Origin of the sequence: Kribbella capetownensis (genome assembly GCF_004331485.1) — a bacterium.
Classification (GTDB): Bacteria; Actinomycetota; Actinomycetes; order Propionibacteriales; family Kribbellaceae; genus Kribbella; species Kribbella capetownensis.
Window position 1 is genome coordinate 868,650 of the sequence record NZ_SJKD01000002.1, and the last position, 17,972, is coordinate 886,621.

A 17,972-nucleotide genomic window follows, 5' to 3' on the forward strand; every position below is an offset into this window, starting at 1 on the left:
TTGGGTTGACCGGCTGCCCCTCGTTGCCTGTCATGTGAGCGGAAGTGTGCGACCGGCGATGGTCCACAGGACCTCGTCGGAGGCTAGGGAGATGGTGGTGTTCAGGCGGCCCATCAGGTCGCGGAAGAGGCGGGTGCCGGCGTCGGCGGGGACCACACCGGAGCCGATGTCGTTGCTGACGGCAACCACGACCCGGGACGTGCCGGACCAGGCGTCGGCGAGCTCGGCAATGCGTTGGTCGACCAGGTCCGAGCGACTCAGATCCGACCAGACGTCGAGCGAATCCATCGTGCGAGAGAGCCACAGCGTCAGGCAGTCGATCAGCATCGGCGGACCGGCTGACTCGAGCAGCGGGACCAGATCGATCGTCTCCGCCAAACCCCAACTGGCCGGGCGTCGGGCCTGATGCTTGGCGACTCGCTCCGCCCATTCCGCGTTACCCGAGTCGTCACCACCAGTCGCGACGTACAGCACCTCCGGCTCCGCGGCCAAGCGACGTTCGGCGGCGATCGATTTGCCGGATCGCGCCCCACCGAGGATCAACGTCCGCTGCTCAGCCATCGGCCCTCCCGGAATCGAACACCACTGGTACGTCGAAGGCCGCCTTCCGCGCCGTACGCCGGAAGGCCTTCAACACCGGCCGCCCGACGAGCAGCACCAGGACCGCGCTGAGGATCCCGCGCGGAATGTCCCACCCCAACGACGTCGCCACCACGAACAGGAAGTACCGATGCAAGTTCCCGCCCAGCGCGTCGCCCGGGATGAACGAGAAGTCGCTCCCGAACGTCGCGTACGGCCAGAACCACAGATTCATCACCACGCCATACAGCACGCCAGACACAAGTGAGTACGCCGCCAGCAGCAGCAACTCCAACCGCCCACCCGCCCGTGGCAGCAGCCCCGCCAGGCACCCCACCCACGCACACGCGAACATCTGAAACGGCATCCACGGCCCGACCCCGCCACTGATCAACGCCCCACCCAGCAGCGACACAGCCCCCAGCACGAACCCGAACCCCGCCCCGAACGCCCGCCCAGCCAGCACCAGGAGGAAGAACCCCGGCTCCAGCCCCGCCGTACCCGGACCCAGCGCCCGTAGCGCAGCGCCGACAGCCGCCAGCATGCCGAGTAATGAGATCACCTTCGCGTCGATCCCCGACTCGGACAATTCCGCTAGTACGACGGCCACCAGCAACGGCAGCAGCAGCACGAAGAGCCACGGCGCGTCGGTGGTGTGTCCGATCGCGGACTCACCCACCTGGTCGGTGTGCAAGAACAACGGCCAACCGAAGGCCAGCAGTCCGGCCAACGAGGCGACCATGAGTGCCGCCGTACTGCGAGGCTTCAGCCGGACGAGATTCACGACGCCCGGTCCAAGGCGGTGGCGACCTCGCCGACGGTCAGGAACGGCAGCGGGGCAAGGATCTTCGCCACCTGCGGCGCGAACGCCGGCGACCCGGCGATCACCGTCGCGGTCTCGCCGTCACTCACCAACTCGCCCTCAGCGAGCACCAGAACCCGGCTGGCGACTTCCGCGACCATCTCCACGTCATGCGTCGACAGCAAAACCGCATGCCCAGCAGCAGCGAGCTCACGCAGGATCTCCACCAGCCGCCGCTTGGCACCGTAGTCCAGCCCGCGCGTCGGCTCGTCCAGCAGCAGGAGCGGCGGAGCGCCACACAGTACGACGGCCAACGCCAGACAGAGCCGCTGTCCCTCGGACAGATCCCGCGGATGCATCCGGTCGTCGATGTCCGGGGCGAGCCTGGTCAGTAGCGCTCGGCAACTACCGGACGGCACTCTGAAGTCGGAGTCGGCGCTCGCACACTCGTCCGCGACGGTGGCCGCGTACAGCAGGTCCGCCGGCTCCTGCGGCACCAGTCCGACCGCCTTCACGAGCCTCTCAGGCCTGGTACGACGTGGGTCCGTACCGCCGGCGACCGCCGTACCGGATCGGGCCGGGACGATGCCGACCAGGGCGTTCAGGAGCGTTGACTTACCGGCGCCGTTGCGGCCCATCAGAGCGACGACCTCGCCTGCCTTGATGCTCAGTGACACTCCGCGCAGCGCCATGACGTTGCCGTAGCCGGCAACCAGGTCGGTGCACCGCGCAAGCTCTGCGCCGAGAGAGGCGTTGGGTCGGACCGGCGCAGCGGAGTCCAGCCTGCTGCGCAAGGCGACAGCGGCCCGCCTGGCGTCCCGCACAGACAGAGGTAGGGGAGTCCAACCAGCGAGGCGTCCGAGCTCCACCACAGGCGGTGCGACCGGCGCGGTCACCATCTGATCGGCCGGCAGACCGGTCGACACCGCAGCAGAACCACCGGGTACTTCGATCACCCGGTCGGCGTACTGAATGACGCGCTCGAGACGGTGCTCAGCCATCACCACAGTGACACTCAGATCGTGCACGAGCCGTTGCAGCGCAGCCAGCACTTCTTCAGCGGCCTGAGGGTCCAGGGCCGACGTTGGCTCATCCAGCACGAGCACAGCGGGGTGTGAGGTGAGGGCCGCGCCGATGGCGGTCCGCTGTCGCTGTCCGCCCGACAGCGACGTCAGCGCACGATCACGTACGTCGGCCAGTCCCAGCAGATCGAGTGTCTCTTCGACCCGGCGCCGCATGACGTCCGGTGCGACTCCGAGTGACTCCATGCTGTACGCGAGTTCGTCCTCCACTGTGTCGGTGACGAACCCGGCCATCGGGTCCTGCCCGACCATCCCGACCACATCGGCCAGGTCACGCGGCCGGAATTCGCGGGTGTCCCGTCCGTCGATCAGGACCCGCCCGGACAGCGTCCCGCCGGTGAAGTGCGGCACCAGTCCGTTGATTGCCCGCAGCAACGTTGACTTGCCGGAGCCGGTCCGGCCGATGACGAGCGCCAGTTCGCCCTCAGGCACGGTGAAGCTCACATCCCGCAGGGCTGGTTCGGCGGCGCCGTCGTAGGTGACCGTGACCCGGTCGAACTCGATCATGCGACCGCCCGCCTCACCAGTGGCGGCGCGGCCAGCGCGGGCGCCAGCCCCACCAGAATGCCGAGAATCGGCAGCAGCGGAGCCGGTGGAACCACCATCGGCCCCGGCAACACCAGACCGGTCACGCCACGCGCCGCTGCGGTCACCATGGCCGCGGCGGCGATCGCACCGGCGCCGACGACCAGCCACTCGGGCAGAGCCCACGGATCGGGCCGGTACCGCGTTCGCGTCACGCGCTGCCGCCCGACCGCCATCGCACCGACAGCCAGCAGCAGTCCGACGCCGAGAGTGGACGCAGCGAAAGGAAACGCCATGGAGTCGGTCAGGAGCGCATAGACGCCGAGCAGAATGCCCAGCAAGCCCAGCAGCACGCACAGTCCGGTCAGACGGCGCTGCTGCTTAGGGACCTGCGCCGTACGGCCGTAGCCGCGGGAATCCATCGCCGCCGCGAGCTCCACGGACCTGTCCAGTGCACCTTCCAGCACCGGCATGGCCGTCGTACGGAAGGAACCCCGGGTGCGGCCGCGTAGTCGGCGGGCGGCGCGGATCCGGCGGGAGTCCGTCACCAGTTGCGGTGCGAAGGTCAGCGCCACCACGCAGGCCACGCCCATCTCGTAGAGGGCTCCAGGCAACGACTTGAGCAGCCGGCGGGGGCTGGCCAGTGCGTTGGCGGCACCAATGCAGCACAGCATGACCGCCAGCTGGAGGCCGTCGTACAGAGCGGTGATCAGGGCCTCGGCGGTGACCTCGCCGCCGAGCTTGACCCCGCTGGCCCAATCGGGCAAGGGGATCTGGGGCAGCGTGAACAGCACTGTGTTGCCCTGCGAGCGAGTGGACAGCAGCGCTTGCAGGACTACTCGGAGACCGATGACCACGAGCCCGAGCTTGAGGAACGCGCCGTAGCTGTGGGCCCAGGGAGCGTCGCTCCGGCGGGCCGCCACGACGAAACCAGTCACTGCGAGGATCAGCAGGAGCAGCACCGGGTTACGCGTCCTGCTGGCGGCCACGGCCATCCCGAGAGACCACAGCCACCACGCCCCCGGGTGCAGGGCCCGGGGGAGCGTCAGGTGGTGGACAGTACGCACTACTGACTCGAGGAGCGCCGGCGGCTGAGCACCAGACCGCCTCCGGCCAGTACGAGGACGACCACCGCGGCGATGATGATGCCGGTCCACGGTGCACCGTCGTCGGACGAGGACGAGGACGAGGTGGTCGGTGCGGGGGCAGCGGTGGAGCCGACCGCGGCACCGATCTGCAGTGTCACCGGCGTATCCGTGGCCGGGATCTTGATGTTCTTCACCTGGTCGCCGCAGCCCTTGCCCGGGTACCCGTCGACCCCGCAGGTCAGCCCCTTCTCGATCCGGACCGGGCCGACCGCGGCCAGGACCTTCGCCCCGGTCGCCTTCGGATCCGTCACCACGCAGGTGCCGGTGGCGGGCTTCGGCGTCTCACCGCTGAGCGCGTCCTCCGGCGTACCCGGGTCGACCACCAGGGCCACCCGCTTCTTCCCGGTCTCGGCCGGGGTCTTCCCGCAGATCGCCTCGAAGTCACCGGCCGCGCGCGGCATCCGGGGCGCCGCGCCGCCGACGGCGAACCGCCAGCCCTCCACGGCTCCATCGGCCGGTACGACGACGTCCGCGCCCTTCTGGGCGAAGGCCCACTTGCCCGCGGTCCACTGGTAGTAGCCCCAGAAGCGGTAGCCGTCCTCGGCCTGTGCGCTGGTGGCGACGGTCCCCGCCAGCAGGAGACCCGCCAGCAGGCTGAGGACCAGTCGTAGCGTCCGTTGTGCAGTCATCTCATCGTCCTCGGTCGGGCCGCGGCCCGATGGAGGAGGTCCCGCCTGCGCAGGCAGGGTAGGGGCTCCACCCGCGGACCACGGCGGGTAGTTGAGCCTGTCTGCCTGCGTCACAGTGTTCCGGCTCGCCACCTGAGGTGGCCTACGGTTGCGGGTCAGCGCCGGACTTGGACCGGCTTCCCTGTGACGCAGGCGTTTGGTTCGGACCGAAGCCTACTCTGGCGCGGCCAGACTCATCGGGCCGTAGACCTCACGGCCGTCCTCCAGCAGGAAGACCTGCCCCACGCCACGCTCGGACAGGTCCCGCCAGGTCTCACCCAGCCAGCTCTCCGCGTCGCCCTGCGCGGAGAACTCGGCCCCGCCGACCTCACCGGGGTCGACCAGGGCGCCGCTCGCGGTCTCGAACCGCCAGCTCCAGCTCACGAGCCCGGCCGGGTCTGTGGCGCGTTCTGCACGGTCTTGGCCGGGTCACGCTCGACGATGCCGCCGAGGACCTCGTCGATGCGCTTGAGCAGCCCGTCCTCGAGCTTCACGCCCGACGCCTTCACGTTCTCCACCACCTGCTCGGGCCGGGAGGCACCGACGATGGCCGACGAGACGTTCGGGTTCTGCAGCACCCACGCGACGGCCAGCTGGGACAGTGACAGTCCGGCCTCGTCGGCGAGCGGCTTGAGCTCCTGCACCCGCGTCAGCACGTCGTCGTTGAGGAAGCGCCGGATCATGTTCGCGCCGCCCTTGTCGTCGGTGGCCCGGGAGCCTTCCGGCGGCTGCTGGCCCGGGACGTATTTGCCGGTCAGCACACCCTGCGCGATCGGGGAGAACACAACCTGGCCGATGCCCAGCTCCTCCGACGCCGGCACCACCTCGGCCTCGATCACCCGCCAGAGCATGCTGTACTGCGGCTGGTTCGAGACGAACGGGATGCGCAGCTCACGGGCCAGCCGGTGGCCCTCCTGCAGCTGCTCGGCGGTCCACTCGGACACACCGATGTAGAGCGCCTTGCCGGAGCGGACGACGTCGGCGAAGGCCTCCATCGTCTCCTCCAGCGGCGTCTCGGTGTCGTACCGGTGCGCCTGGTAGAGGTCGACGTAGTCGGTCTTGAGCCGCTTCAGCGACCCGTTGATCGACTCGTGGATGTGCTTGCGGGACAGGCCGGTGTCGTTCGGTCCACCCGGGCCGGTCGGCCAGTAGACCTTCGTGAAGATCTCCAGCGACTCTCGCCGCTGACCCTCCAGCGCCTCGCCGAGCACCGACTCGGCCTTGGTGTTGGCGTACACATCGGCCGTGTCGAACGTGGTGATGCCGGCCTCGAGGGCCGCCTGCACACACGCCCTGGCCTGTTCGTTCTCCACCTGGGAGCCGTGGGTGAGCCAGTTCCCGTACGAGATCTCGCTGACCTTCAAACCACTGTTGCCGAGATAGCGGAAGTCCATACCCCCGACCCTACTGGGCCCGGATCAGCTCGGCTTCTCGCCGCGCTTCACCATCGGCTTGGGCAGCCGCCAGCGGCGCATCTGCATGGTCCGCCGGACCGCGTAGAACCCGAGGCCCTTGGTCGACTCCTTCGGGAACTTCATCGTGACCGCCTTGCGCAGGCCGGCCGAGAGCAGGAACCAGTCCAGTGCGATCAGCACGATCATCACCAGGAAGAGCAGGTTGACGATGCCGGCCAGCCAGGGGAACTGCGCCGAGAACACCACGCCGACCAGGGACACCACCAGGAGGACCGGCAGCGCGAACTCCATCACCGAGTAGCGGGCGTCCACGTAGTCCCGGGCGAACCGCCGGACCGGGCCCTTGTCGGCGGCCGGCAGGTACCGGTCGTCGCCGGTGCGCATCGCGTCCTGCATCTTGGCCCGCTCGGTCCGGACCTTCTCCCGCCGGTACGCCGACGCCTCCTTGCGGTTGCGCGGCTTGCGCAGCGCGGCCTTGCGGGCCGCCTCCGCCTCCTTCCGGGTCGGGGTGGGGCGTCCCTTCCCGCCCGGCTTGCCCTGGGGCTCGGCGGGTACGGTGGTATCTGTCTCAGACTTGGTACGACGGAACACGGGGTCTGAACCTCATTCGGCAGGGCAGGTCGCGACTCGGGGTGGTCCCCGGACCTGACACCCACTTTATCGGGGCCGGTCCTGATGGTGTGGTGACCCGTGGGGACATAGGGTGGACAAGGCACGCCGGGTCGTCACGCCGGCACAGAAGGGGTACGGATATCGATGAGCATCTTCAGGCGGATGTCGACGATCTTCAAGGCCAAGGCGAATTCCGCCCTGGACAAGGCCGAGGATCCTCGCGAAACCCTTGACTACTCGTATCAGAAGCAGCTGGAGCTGCTGCAGAAGGTGCGGCGTGGTGTGGCCGACGTGGCCACCAGCCGCAAGCGGGTGGAGCTGCAGGCCTCCCAGCTGCAGTCCCAGTCCAGCAAGCTCCAGGACCAGGCGCAGAAGGCGCTCTCGATGGGCCGCGAGGACTTGGCCCGGGAGGCCCTGACCCGCAAGTCCGGGCTGCAGGGCCAGATCGACGATCTGCAGACCCAGCACGCCCAGTTGCAGGGTGAAGAGGAGAAGCTGACGCTGGCCTCCCAGCGGCTGCAGGCCAAGGTCGAGTCGTTCCGGACCCGCAAGGAGACCATCAAGGCCACGTACACCGCGGCCGAGGCGCAGACCCGGATCAACGAGGCGTTCTCGGGCATCTCCGAGGAGATGAGCGACGTCGGTCTGGCGGTCCAGCGGGCCGAGGACAAGACCCAGCAGATGCAGGCCCGGGCCGGCGCGATCGACGAGCTGCTCGCCTCCGGCGCGCTCGACGACGCCAGCGGTACGGCGAAGGACAACATCACGCTGGAGCTGGAGCGGATGTCGTCCGGCTCCGACGTCGAGAGCGAGCTGGCCGCGCTGAAGGCCCAGCTGGCCGGCGGCAGTGCGCCCAAGGAGCTGTCCGGCGACACCCCAGGTCCGTCCCAGGCGCAGGCGCCTGCCCAGCAGCCGACGCAGCAGCCGGCCGCCGAGCCCGCCCGGCCGCAGGACGGTGACGTTCGATGATCGTTCGCATCATGGGCGAAGGTCAGTGGCGCCTGGCCGACGACAAGCTGGACCAGCTGAACGCGGTTGACACCGACCTGGAGAAGGCTGTCTCCGCCGGTGACGAGGCGGGCTTCAAGACCTCCTTCGCCGCGCTGCTGGAGTTCGTCCGGGCCGGCGACAAGCTGCCGGACGACGAGCTGCACGACTCCGACGCGATCCTGCCGCCGGGCGACAGCACGCTGGGCGAGATGCGCGAGCTGATCAGCGGTGACGGCCTGATCGCCGGCTGAACACCCTGCCGGCGATCGCCGTCGCGACCCGGCGGCCGATCACTTGCTGTAGTTGATACGAGACCCCCTGATCCTGGAAACAGGCTCCGGGGGTCTTCGTCTGTGCGCTGGATTGCGCACGGGTAAACACTCGCCCCGGGTACTGTCAGAGCAGGCGTTCCCGTAGTACTCTCTGGGTCAATGCCGTTGTGGGGCGGCATTTCATCGAGGTCCGTGACGGGGAGTGGGTTGGTCGCGGGCGTCGCTTTTCACCTGTGGGGGGTGACTGTGCGTGACTGAATTCGTCATGTCCGAGGGGTTGGCCGATTCGGCTGATCTACGGCCGGCGCCGTCGGGGGAGCGTCGTCGGCCGGTCTGGGTGGTACCGGACGAGATTCCGGCGATCGTGCCGCTGTCGGCCCGGTTCACCGAGGCGCGTTGGGTGGGCAGGTACCGCCGAGCTGCGCTCGCGGCCGACCTGGCCGCGGCCGTGACCGGTGGCACGCTCGCGCTGGTGGCCCGGTTCGGGGCCCAGATCAACCTTGGCTACATCCTGGTGGGCGCGCTGCTGCCGATCGCCTGGCTGGCCTGTGTGGCACTGCAGCGGGGCTATGAGACCCGGTACTTCGGCACCGGGCCGGAGGAGTTCCGCTCGATCATCCGGGCCGCGGTCGCACTGACCGCCCTGGTCGCCATCACGTCGTACGCGACCAAGAGCGAGGTCGCTCGTGGTTTCGTCATCCTGGCGGTTCCGATGACCTGCCTGGCGGCGATGTTCGGCCGCTGGGTGCTGCACCGCAGCATCTCCTGGCGGCGGTTCGCCGGGCGGTGCATGCGCCGGGTGCTCGTTGTCGGACGCAACGACCAGGTGACCACGCTGCGGCGGCACCTGGAGGAGCGGCCGGCCGACGGCTACATCGTGGTCGCGACCTGCCTGCCACGGGGTGACGCCTTCGAGGAACCGGCTCCCGAACGGCTGGGCCGGACCGAGATGGACATCCTGGCCGCGGTGGACCAGTTCGACGTCGAGGTGGTGGCAGTCGCCGCCGACCCCGAGTTGGCCGGATACACCCTGCGGAAGCTGTCCTGGGCGCTCGAGCAGCGCGGTGTCGAACTGATCGTCTCGCCGGGCATCGTCGAGGTGGCCGGCCCGCGGATCTCGATCCGCCCGGTCGCCGGACTCTCGCTGCTGCACCTGGAGCGGCCGTCGGTCAGCGGCGGTCCGCATCTGCTGAAGACCATCTTCGACCGGGTGCTCGGCTGTCTGCTGCTGCTGGCGGTCTCGCCGATCCTGATCATGACCGCGGTCATGGTGAAGGCGACGAGCCGGGGGCCGGTGCTGTTCCGGCAGACCAGGGTCGGCCGCGGCGGTGAGCAGTTCTCGATGCTGAAGTTCCGCACGATGGTGGCCGACGCCGAGGAACGCAAGGCCGAACTGCAGAAGCTGAACGAGGGCAACGGGGTGCTGTTCAAGCTCCGCGACGATCCCCGGGTGACCAGGGTCGGCAAGTACCTGCGCCGGTTCTCGATCGACGAGCTTCCGCAACTGGTGAACGTGCTCCGGGGGGACATGTCACTGGTCGGCCCGCGGCCACCGCTGCCGGCCGAGGTCGCGAAGTACCAGATCGACGATGCGCGGCGGATGCTCGTGAAGCCCGGACTGACCGGCCTCTGGCAGGTCAGCGGTCGCAGCGACCTGACCTGGGAAGAGTCCATGCGGCTCGACCTGCGGTACGCCGACAACTGGTCGATCGCGCTGGACCTGCTGATCTTGTGGAAGACCGCCCGCGCCGTCCTGGGAAGCGACGGCGCCTACTGAACCCGCCCGGCCATCTGCCGGCCGGGCGAGTCAACGCACCACCACGTCGGGGGACGTCAGAACACGCGGTGCATTCCCGAGGGGGGAATTCATGATGCAGCAACTCAGTGCCGAGCCCGGTACTGATCAGGAAACGGCCGACGACGCTGCCGTCGTCCGGTCCGAGGCCGCGACCCTGGTGATCCAGGCCGCGTCCGGGGACCAGGGCGCCTGGAGCCGGTTGGTCGACCACTATGCGCGGCTCGTCTGGGCCGTGACCCGCAGCTTCCGGCTCAGCGACAGCGACGCGGCGGACGTGTCCCAGATGGTCTGGCTGCGGTTGCTCGAGCACATCCACCGCGTCGACCCCGAACGGGTCGGCGCGTGGCTTGTCGTTACCACCCGCCGGGAATGCCTGCGGGTGCTGGCGTTCCGCAAGCGGGTCCTGCTCACCTACGAGTCGGCCGCGTTCGAGGGGGTTCCCGGCGACCTGCCGGAGCTGGACGCGGATCTACTCGCCGACGAGCGGGCGGTCGACGTACGGCGGGCTCTGGAGAGCCTGCCGGACCGGTGGCAACAGCTGCTCGGCATGCTGATGGCCGACCCGCCCGCGCCGTACGCGGAGATCTCGGCGACGATCGGAATCCCGATCGGCAGCATCGGCCCGATCCGCGGCCGGTGCCTGGAGAAACTCAGACTGCTGCTTGCCTCCTGAAGCAGGAGCCTGTATCCGGCGGCTGGTCCGGATCCGTCTGATCAGAGCATGATCCAGGCGGTCCGGACCGGCCGTTGTGTGCTGCCCGGCCACCGCAGCAGGAAGCTGACCAGCCGGGCCGCGGTCGGTCCGTCGTCGGCGCCACGGGACTCGACCATCACCGGTCCCGACGGGGAGACCCGCAGCTCGACGGTCAGGTCGGTCTGTCCGTGCACGTCGACATCCAGGGTGATGCCGTACCCGGCGAACCGCAGTCGCCGTACGTCGCCGCTGTCCGGGGCGTCGACGAGGCTGTCGAAGACCACGTCGAGAACGTCGAGGTCCCGCTCGTGCCGCCCGAATGCGGCGTACCCGACCGAGCGGAGCAGTGCGATCTGCTCGCCGGCGGCACGCTCAGGAGGCCCGATCACCGTGCTCAGCGCTCCCCTTGCACCTTGATCACGCTGTCCTGGTCCTGGCCGTACGGCGCGCCCTGCCAGGAGGCCCAGTTCACCCGGCTGCCCTGCTCGTGCACGACGAAGTTCCACGGTCCGGCGTACGTGTTGTTGAAGAAGCGGTTGCCCTGGTGGTACGTGATCGCGTCCTGCACGGTCGCCATCTGGTACGGCGACCAGTTCGGGAACGTACCCCAGTTGGAGAACAGCCCGTTGAAGCCACAGCCGCTGCGGAACGCACAGGTCTTCCCGATCTTGTCCGGGTCGAGGCTGAAGACGTTGTCGTGCACGCGCACGTTCTGCGTCTTCCATCGGCAGTCGCCGATGTACGGCTGGTTGTGGATGGTGCTCGAGTTGCAGGTCTTGGCGGTGACCACCGTCGGGTTGACCAGCGTGCCCGAGCCGGTGCTGGTGTTGGCCGGCGACCCGGCGAACCGGTCGGCGTTCTCCCACAGCAGTACGCCGGCCCAGTTGTCGGTGAAGACGTTCCCGCTGATCTCGAAGGTCTTGTTGTAGACACCCGTCACCCGGGAGTCGCTGCCGGACTCGGAGATGTACACCGCCGGGGTCGGGAAGCCCTGGTTCTGCGGGCCCTTGCCGAGACCGTTGCGGGCGAAGGTGTTGCCCCGGATCCCGGCGTTGTAGCTGGTCTCGTAGACGATGCCCTCGGCCAGGTTGCTGGAGATGTAGTTGCCCTCGATCACGAACCCGGTGTTGTTGGTGTCCGCCCACAGTCCCGCGCTGAGGTTGTCGTGCACCCAGTTGCCGCGCACGACCGCGCCGGTGACCTCCCAGAACTTGCCGCCGCCGGTGCAGCCGCAGCCCTTCTTGAGCTTCTCCCAGTCGTCGGTGTTGTTGCCGGCGATCTCGTTCTTCTCGATCGTGATGCCCTTGACCTTGCCCGGGTTGTAGGCGTTGAAGCCGTACTGGCCGTTCTCCTGCAGGCAGTTGCCGCGGACAACGTTGTGGTCGCCGACCATCAGTCCGGCGCCGGCGTTCAGGCGGATCGTGTTGGCCTCGACCGTCCAGCGGGAGGCGGCGTCGTGGTTGACCACACCCTCGTCGTTGTTGGTCCGCGGTGCGCCGAAGTTCTGGATGGTCAGGTTCTTCACCGTGACGCCGGCGGCGTACCCGGTGAAGGCGTACCGGTTCCTCTTCCCGCCGTCGAGGACCGCACCGGGCGCGCCGATGTAGACGTTGCCTTCCTTCGGGATGACCTGGGCGTACGGCCCGGTCCCGACCCGGTGTGTGCCCGGGGACAGCCAGAACGTCGTACCGGCCGGATGCGCGTTGGTGACGTCGTTGAGGTTCTGGCCGGTGCCGACCACGACCGCGCCGGACGGAGCTTTGGCCGGACCGGCCAGGGCCTTGGCGTTGCCGCAGACCCGCGCCGGCGGCGTTGTCGGTGCGGTGACGTTGGTTTCCGTGGCCGCGGGTGATGCGGACGGGCTGGACTGAGCCTTCGATCCCGCGTCACCGTCGAGGACGGTGATCCCGACCGCGACGAGCGCGGCGACCACGACCGACGTCGCGGCGATGAGGAACGGCGGGCGGCGGTACCACGCGTGTCCCGTGGACGGGTCGCGTTGTTCCATGGCGTTTCCTTCGGGGGGCATCAGGACCTCGGACTCAGGCAGTGGCGGTAACCGGGTGCTCGATCGCGTACCGGTAGATGTCGAGCAGTTGATCGATGCTCTGGTGTGGCTGGTGCTTCTTCTCGTACGTCGTCCGGGCCTGCCGGCCGAGATCGTCGTAGCGGTCGGGGGAGGTGTCGACGTCGAGCAGCAGTTTGGCGAGCGCGTCCGGACGACCCGGCTCGAACAGTGCGCCGTCGACGCCGTCGGTGATCAGGTCCGGGAACGACCCGTGGGCGGATGCCAGCAGCGGTACGCCGACAGCCATCGCCTCGACCACCACCAGGCCGAACGTCTCCTCCCACTCCGACGGCAGGACGACCGCGCGGGACGAGCGGATCAGCTCGAACACCTCTGGCTTGGTCATCATCCCGCGCAGTTCGACCGACGGTCTGGTCGCCGCCCACGCGGTCACCTCGTCCAGCATCGGGCCGCCGCCGGCGATCACGAGCCGGAGCGCGTCGTCACCCGCGATCGCCCGGTAAGCGTCCCAGCCCTTCATCAGCAGGGGTGCGCCCTTGGCCGCGTCCAGGCGTCCGACGTACGTGACCTGGCGCTGCCGCGGTCCGCCGACCGGGCCGTCGTACGGGACCAGGTTGTGCTTGACGAACGTCCGGTCCGGATCGAAGTTCATCGCGGCCATCAACCGGCGCTGGGACTCGGAGATGAAGATGTACGCCGACACCAGGCGGCGCCAGCTGCGACGGTGGCTCCGGGCGTTGAGCACAGTGGTCGAGGTCGCCAGCGCGGAGCCGCGGTAGCAGCGGTGGACCACAGCTGGCATCGGGTTACCACCGGCGCAGTCGTGGCAGACCTCGCCGTTGCGGAAGAAGTCGCCGCTGGCACAGAGCAGCTTGTAGTTGTGCAGGGTGATCACGACCGGGACACCGGCCTTGCGGCACGCGTACAGCACCGATGGGCTCAGCAGCGGGAACGTGTTGTGAATGTGAACGACATCAGGCCGGTCCTCGGCCAGGGCAGCGGCAAGGTCGCGCCTGCTCGTCGGGTTCCAGACAACGCGAGCGGGCAGCGTCGCCTTCTGCCAGGCGGGCCAGTCCTCGATCGCGTCACTGTGCCGCTCGAAGTGCCGGACCTTGTGGCCGAGGGCGGTCAGCGCCTCGCTCTCCTGGTCGACCACCCGGTTCTCGCCGCTCGGCGCGGTCGACCGGTACCGGTTGTGTACCAGCAGGATCTTCATCGCACTCCTTCACGGGTGGATGTGGAGTACACGAGCGACGCCGCCAGCGTCAGCTCGAGCAGGTACGGCGACGCCTCGCTGAGGCCGCTCTCGGTGAACGACGCGACCACGCAGTACGCGACCAGGAACAACGCGAGCGCGCGATGCGGGCCCTGCGGACGGAACCAGGCGGCGGTCAGGACGAACAGCACGAGCATGATCGTGATCGCGACCCCGACCAGCCCGACGTCGTAGTACGTGCCGAGCCAGTTGCTGTCGATCGGCAAACCGTTGAAGGACTTGTTGGACAGGCCGAAGCCGAACAGGGTCTCGAACGCCGACCGCGGCTGGGCCAGGATCGAGTCCCAGACGGCCCTCCGGCCGGTCAGCGCGGTCACCTCTTCGGCGTCCTGCCCGCGCGCCAGCCAGGTCGCCACCACCGACCCGAGGGTGAGGGCCCCGACGGAGAAGACGGCGAAGCCGATCGCGAACGACTTGCGCACCCGCGACCGTGCGGTGAACAGGCTCAGGCCCGCAATCAGTACGCCGGCCAGCATCGCGACCAACGCGGTCCGGGTATGCGTCAGCAGCAACACGGGAATAGCCACCAGCACGCTGGTGAGCGCGACTCCGCGCCGGAGCAGCCCGGACAGCCACAGCACGATCGTGAGGCCGGCCGCCACTGCGGCGTAGTGCCCGACCTGCGTCGGCGGGATGGGCCACAGGGTGCCGCCGAGCCGGTCCTCGGTCAGCGCCACGCCTGGCGCGACGAGCAGCCCGATGACGACCGATCCGAGGACCGTCCACAAGACCAGGAGGTGCGTTCGGACGAGCAGCAGGTCCCGGCGGGTCCACCACGGTGTCAGCAGCCACAGCACGATCGCGAAGGTGAACAGGCGGCTGGCGCGGAACAACGCACCGAACAGGAACTCGGCCCGGACGCTGGCCAGCAGGCCCTCCGCCGCCAGCAGCATCAACAAGAAGATGAACACACTCGGCCGGATCCGGACCGGCCGGTTGACCGACAGCGCCATCATCAGTGCGCCGACCAGGGCTCCCTGGGCGATCAGCTTGCCGACGGATCCCGGGATCGGCAGCAGGTGCGGTGCGCCCGGGAAGAACGTCATCACGTTGAGCACGAGCAGTGCCCAGGTGAGCTGGACCCGCCGGCGCCGCCGGACCTCGGGCGCGACCACCCGCCTGGTCGGGCGGTGGCCGAGCCGCGTGGCCAGTTGCGTGCTCCACCGGGTGGTGATCGTCGTCATCGGCCGAACATCTCGATGTCCACCGTCCTCGGCGTACCGGCCTCGGCTTCGGCAACGCCGACACTCTCGTCGGTGTGGTCCGGACGGAGGACGACAGCGGTGTCCAGTTCGAGTCCGGCCAGCCGCAGCATCTCGCCGGTGGCCTGGATCTTGGTGGTGGTCGTCTCGCCCGCGGTCACCACGACGGCGGCGTGCGACGCCCACGTGCCCAGATGATCGGCGCCGATCTGCGGCGTCAGGGTGGTCAGACTGAGAACGAGGTCCGCGACCTCCCAGGCCGAGTCGAGGGCGATGTCACCGGAGCTCGACGGCCGGTTGGAGTCGCTCAGGTGCAGGTAGCAGCCCTGTGCAGGTCCGCGGTCCGGGTCGGGGCGGTGAACGTCGATGCGCCGGCCCGGTTCGCTGAAGCGTGACTCGTGCGTGCCGGGAGTCCTGACGCCCAGCATGCCCGCGAGCCTGCCGGTCTCGGTGAGGTCGGCCACCAGCACGTGCTTGCCTTCCTCGGCCAGCGCGACCGCCAGCGACGCCACCACCAGGGCACAGGTCTTCACGTCGTCGACGCTGACCACCGCCGTGGCCGGTGTTGGACGCTCGCCCCAGAAGATGCGCTGGTCGAGATGTTGCACCATCAGCCGGACCTCCGGCTGCCGTCGCTGCGAATCGCTCAGGTACCGCGGAAAGGGCAGGAGCCGCCACCGTCGCGGCCGCTCGCTGCTCAGCCGGACCCGGGCACCGAGTGCCCGGGCGATGTCCTGCCGCTTCCAGAGCCGGTCCGAGACCAGCGCACGCACGATGACGAAGCCGAGACCGATGAACAGTCCGGCCAGCAGCCCCGTGGCCGCGTTGATCGCGATCGTCCGCTTGGCCGAGACCGGTACCGGCGCGGCCGCGTCCAGCATCCGGCTGCTGTTCATGCGCGACGCCTGGACCTGCTGGTCGAGCAGTTGCTGCCCGACGTACTGCGCGCGGTCGCGGGCGGCACCGAGCCGGATCGCTTCCGGGCTGGTCGGGCGCTTCAGCTCGTCCGGGTCGTCGCCGGCGGCGCGCACCGCCTGCTCGGCCACGGCCAGGTCGCTCTGGGCCGCGGTCAGGTCGCGGCGCAGTGGCGCGTCCTGCAGCGCGATCTGCTCCTTGCGGTAGATCAGGAACACCTGGGCGACGACGGTCGCCAGCTTGGTCGCCTGGTCAGGAGTCTTCGCCGAGGCGGTGATCTCGAGTACGCGGTCGGTCTTGGCGCCCGCGGCGTACTCCTTGAGCAGGTCGTCCTGGGTCTCGGGCAGCTTGAGCAGGTCGATCACCCGCTGCGCCACCGTGTGCGTGGTCGCCAGGCTGACGTCCGTGGCCATCGCCTTGGCCGGGTCCTCACCATCGCGATGGGTGAGCAGCAGCCGGGTCGACGACACGTTCGGGGTCGGCACTACGACGGTCGACGCCAGACCACCGGCCAGTCCGACGATCGCGACGATCAGCCAGATCCGCAGGTGCCGGCGGACCGCGTCGCGGAGAAACCGAAAGGTGACCAGCGCGTCCGGCGGGTACGCGGTCGACGGTCCGTCGTCGGCGAACAGGCCGTCGTCGTCGGTCCAGGCCGGCTGGCTCACCACGGGCTCGTTGTACGGCTGGTTACTCATTTGCCCCTCCTCGCGGTACCGGTGAGGAGGGTGGGCAGCCGCGAGCTGGACCGGCGCATCGACTGCGAGACGCGGCCGATGGTGCGGTCCGTCGGGTCGGGATCGGTGACGACCAGGCCGTCGATGTTCCGGCCGTCGGCCGCGGCCGCGACCGCCAGCCGGGCCAGTTCCTCGGCCGTCACGGTGCCGGCCGACAGGGCGACGATCGTGTTGGTGGTGTGCTCGGCGCCGACCAGGTGCGGCGCGTCCCGGTCGACGACGACCAGGTGGATGCTCAACGCGGTAGCGCCTTCCGGCTCCTGGTGCGAGTCGACCACGATCGACGTGGTGATGCCGATCGACGTGGCTAGCGCCGCCAGTTGCGGACCGAGCGGCAACGCCTTGTCGTCACCAGTGAACGAGATGACGGTCAGCGAGACCGGACCGCCGCCCTTCACGTCCAGGCCGAGGTGATGCAGCGTCTTGCGCAGACTCCAGGCCTCGACGGCCGTCGGTGAGTAGTGCTCGAGCAGATAGGCCCAGTCCGACACGTCGTTGGCGTGGTACGACGACACCGATGCCAGCACCGGAAGGCCGACCGCGTCCGCGATCTCGTCCCGCAGCCGCAGCCGCCGGTCGCCGCGGACCTTCGCCAGTACTCCGATCGAGCCGGCCACGGCGCCGATCAGTGCGCCGAGCAGGCCGAAAATGCCCAGATGAATTGCCATGTTGCCACCTCGTGAGGTGGTCGCTTCCTCCAACACCCGTGCCCCCGTCTTCTTCCCCAGGTCGCCAGGCAGGTTCTGGTCACTGGAGACGTAGACCAGGTAGACCTTGGCGACAGCATTCGCCAGTCGCATCGACTGACCGCCCGTCGTTCCCTTGGCGTCGATCTGGATGACGTCGTCGGTGACGGCGGTGACCGTGACGCGGCCCTTGACCACCTCGCTGGACAGCTTCGGCGACTGGTTCTGGCCGGCGCTGCGCAGCACCGGCTCGCTCTCGGCGATGAACACCTGCGTCTCGATGCTCTGCGTGCCGGTCGCCTTCTCCGAATCGGCCGCCGGTGGTGGTGGCAGCACCACGAGCGAAGTGGCGGTGTGCAGTGGCGGCACCAAGAACCCGGCGGCAACGCCGCCGAGCAGGCCGACCGCTGCCACGCCGGCCACGATCAGGCGGTGCCTGCGAATGGCCCGCCAGGACTTCTTGACGTCGAGCTGCTGTGCGCTCACAGTCCCCTCCAGTCGAACGCCACGATGGTGTCCTGTAATAGAGGGCGGTCACCGAG

18 protein-coding genes are annotated in these 17,972 nt (G+C 69.0%); 4 read left to right on the top strand and 14 right to left on the bottom strand.

Going from position 1 to position 17,972, the window contains the following annotated elements:
* Window positions 1–30 precede the first annotated feature (30 nt).
* From E0H75_RS14450 to E0H75_RS14485, 8 genes are all read right to left on the bottom strand, one after another.
* Window positions 31–561, bottom strand: coding sequence for a bifunctional adenosylcobinamide kinase/adenosylcobinamide-phosphate guanylyltransferase (locus E0H75_RS14450; RefSeq protein ID WP_131513997.1), 531 nt, complete (start codon window positions 559–561; stop codon window positions 31–33).
* Entirely contained in the window at window positions 554–1,363 is an 810-nt protein-coding gene (locus E0H75_RS14455; protein WP_238163007.1) for an ECF transporter S component family protein, read from the bottom strand. Before E0H75_RS14455 ends, E0H75_RS14450 begins: the two co-directional genes overlap by 8 nt.
* Window positions 1,360–2,970, bottom strand: coding sequence for an ABC transporter ATP-binding protein (locus tag E0H75_RS14460; RefSeq protein WP_131513998.1), 1,611 nt, complete (start codon window positions 2,968–2,970; stop codon window positions 1,360–1,362). Before E0H75_RS14460 ends, E0H75_RS14455 begins: the two co-directional genes overlap by 4 nt.
* Window positions 2,967–4,055, bottom strand: coding sequence for an energy-coupling factor transporter transmembrane component T (locus tag E0H75_RS14465; protein ID WP_131513999.1), 1,089 nt, complete (start codon window positions 4,053–4,055; stop codon window positions 2,967–2,969). The genes E0H75_RS14460 and E0H75_RS14465 overlap by 4 nt, the downstream gene beginning before the upstream one ends.
* Entirely contained in the window at window positions 4,055–4,765 is a 711-nt protein-coding gene (locus E0H75_RS14470; RefSeq protein WP_131514000.1) for an SCO2322 family protein, read from the bottom strand. Before E0H75_RS14470 ends, E0H75_RS14465 begins: the two co-directional genes overlap by 1 nt.
* Window positions 4,766–4,978: 213 nt before the next feature.
* A complete protein-coding gene (locus tag E0H75_RS14475; RefSeq protein ID WP_131514001.1) occupies window positions 4,979–5,188 on the bottom strand; it encodes a hypothetical protein in 210 nt (69 codons plus the stop codon).
* Window positions 5,185–6,198: an aldo/keto reductase family protein gene (locus tag E0H75_RS14480; protein WP_131514002.1), complete on the bottom strand. Its 1,014-nt coding sequence runs from the start codon at window positions 6,196–6,198 to the stop codon at window positions 5,185–5,187. The genes E0H75_RS14475 and E0H75_RS14480 overlap by 4 nt, the downstream gene beginning before the upstream one ends.
* 24 nt (window positions 6,199–6,222) lie before the next feature.
* On the bottom strand, window positions 6,223–6,810 hold the full coding sequence (locus tag E0H75_RS14485) for a DUF3043 domain-containing protein (RefSeq protein WP_131514003.1): 588 nt from the start codon (window positions 6,808–6,810) through the stop codon (window positions 6,223–6,225).
* 165 nt (window positions 6,811–6,975) lie between these two features.
* Between E0H75_RS14485 and E0H75_RS14490 the strand changes: the two genes are divergently transcribed.
* From E0H75_RS14490 to E0H75_RS14505, 4 genes are all read left to right on the top strand, one after another.
* Window positions 6,976–7,800, top strand: coding sequence for a PspA/IM30 family protein (locus E0H75_RS14490; protein ID WP_131514004.1), 825 nt, complete (start codon window positions 6,976–6,978; stop codon window positions 7,798–7,800).
* Complete coding sequence (gene pspAA, locus E0H75_RS14495) at window positions 7,797–8,072, top strand: PspA-associated protein PspAA (RefSeq protein WP_131350805.1); 276 nt, start codon at window positions 7,797–7,799, stop codon at window positions 8,070–8,072. Before E0H75_RS14490 ends, pspAA begins: the two co-directional genes overlap by 4 nt.
* 271 nt (window positions 8,073–8,343) lie before the next feature.
* Window positions 8,344–9,870: a sugar transferase gene (locus E0H75_RS14500; protein WP_238163009.1), complete on the top strand. Its 1,527-nt coding sequence runs from the start codon at window positions 8,344–8,346 to the stop codon at window positions 9,868–9,870.
* Window positions 9,871–9,961: 91 nt separating this feature from the next.
* A complete protein-coding gene (locus E0H75_RS14505; protein ID WP_131350808.1) occupies window positions 9,962–10,564 on the top strand; it encodes an RNA polymerase sigma factor in 603 nt (200 codons plus the stop codon).
* A 41-nt stretch (window positions 10,565–10,605) separates the two neighbouring features.
* Here the strand turns inward: E0H75_RS14505 and E0H75_RS14510 are convergent, their stop codons facing one another.
* From E0H75_RS14510 to E0H75_RS14535, 6 genes are read right to left on the bottom strand one after another with little or no spacing between them, the layout of a single operon-like run.
* Window positions 10,606–10,974 (bottom strand): hypothetical protein, encoded by a 369-nt coding sequence (locus tag E0H75_RS14510; protein ID WP_131350811.1) that lies wholly within the window; start codon window positions 10,972–10,974, stop codon window positions 10,606–10,608.
* Between the two features lie 5 nt (window positions 10,975–10,979).
* Window positions 10,980–12,593 carry a right-handed parallel beta-helix repeat-containing protein gene (locus E0H75_RS14515; RefSeq protein WP_131514005.1) on the bottom strand — a complete coding sequence of 538 codons (1,614 nt, stop codon included), beginning with the start codon at window positions 12,591–12,593 and terminating at the stop codon, window positions 10,980–10,982.
* 34 nt (window positions 12,594–12,627) lie between these two features.
* Window positions 12,628–13,830 (bottom strand): glycosyltransferase, encoded by a 1,203-nt coding sequence (locus E0H75_RS14520; protein WP_131514006.1) that lies wholly within the window; start codon window positions 13,828–13,830, stop codon window positions 12,628–12,630.
* Window positions 13,827–15,074 carry an O-antigen ligase domain-containing protein gene (locus E0H75_RS14525; RefSeq protein WP_131514007.1) on the bottom strand — a complete coding sequence of 416 codons (1,248 nt, stop codon included), beginning with the start codon at window positions 15,072–15,074 and terminating at the stop codon, window positions 13,827–13,829. Before E0H75_RS14525 ends, E0H75_RS14520 begins: the two co-directional genes overlap by 4 nt.
* The gene (locus E0H75_RS14530; RefSeq protein WP_131514008.1) at window positions 15,071–16,705 is read right to left on the bottom strand and encodes a YveK family protein; all 1,635 of its coding nucleotides are present in this window, start codon (window positions 16,703–16,705) and stop codon (window positions 15,071–15,073) included. Before E0H75_RS14530 ends, E0H75_RS14525 begins: the two co-directional genes overlap by 4 nt.
* Window positions 16,702–17,916: a Wzz/FepE/Etk N-terminal domain-containing protein gene (locus E0H75_RS14535; protein ID WP_131514009.1), complete on the bottom strand. Its 1,215-nt coding sequence runs from the start codon at window positions 17,914–17,916 to the stop codon at window positions 16,702–16,704. The genes E0H75_RS14530 and E0H75_RS14535 overlap by 4 nt, the downstream gene beginning before the upstream one ends.
* Window positions 17,917–17,972: the final 56 nt, after the last annotated feature.

Coding starts and splice junctions, on each gene's coding strand:
- E0H75_RS14470 (WP_131514000.1), bottom strand. CDS start 4,765: ATGACTGCACAACGGACGCTACGACTGGTCCTCAGCCTGCTGGCGGGT.
- E0H75_RS14515 (WP_131514005.1), bottom strand. CDS start 12,593: ATGGAACAACGCGACCCGTCCACGGGACACGCGTGGTACCGCCGCCCG.
- E0H75_RS14460 (WP_131513998.1), bottom strand. CDS start 2,970: ATGATCGAGTTCGACCGGGTCACGGTCACCTACGACGGCGCCGCCGAA.
- E0H75_RS14490 (WP_131514004.1), top strand. CDS start 6,976: ATGAGCATCTTCAGGCGGATGTCGACGATCTTCAAGGCCAAGGCGAAT.
- E0H75_RS14520 (WP_131514006.1), bottom strand. CDS start 13,830: ATGAAGATCCTGCTGGTACACAACCGGTACCGGTCGACCGCGCCGAGC.
- E0H75_RS14525 (WP_131514007.1), bottom strand. CDS start 15,074: ATGACGACGATCACCACCCGGTGGAGCACGCAACTGGCCACGCGGCTC.
- pspAA (WP_131350805.1), top strand. CDS start 7,797: ATGATCGTTCGCATCATGGGCGAAGGTCAGTGGCGCCTGGCCGACGAC.
- E0H75_RS14505 (WP_131350808.1), top strand. CDS start 9,962: ATGATGCAGCAACTCAGTGCCGAGCCCGGTACTGATCAGGAAACGGCC.
- E0H75_RS14480 (WP_131514002.1), bottom strand. CDS start 6,198: ATGGACTTCCGCTATCTCGGCAACAGTGGTTTGAAGGTCAGCGAGATC.
- E0H75_RS14450 (WP_131513997.1), bottom strand. CDS start 561: ATGGCTGAGCAGCGGACGTTGATCCTCGGTGGGGCGCGATCCGGCAAA.
- E0H75_RS14530 (WP_131514008.1), bottom strand. CDS start 16,705: ATGAGTAACCAGCCGTACAACGAGCCCGTGGTGAGCCAGCCGGCCTGG.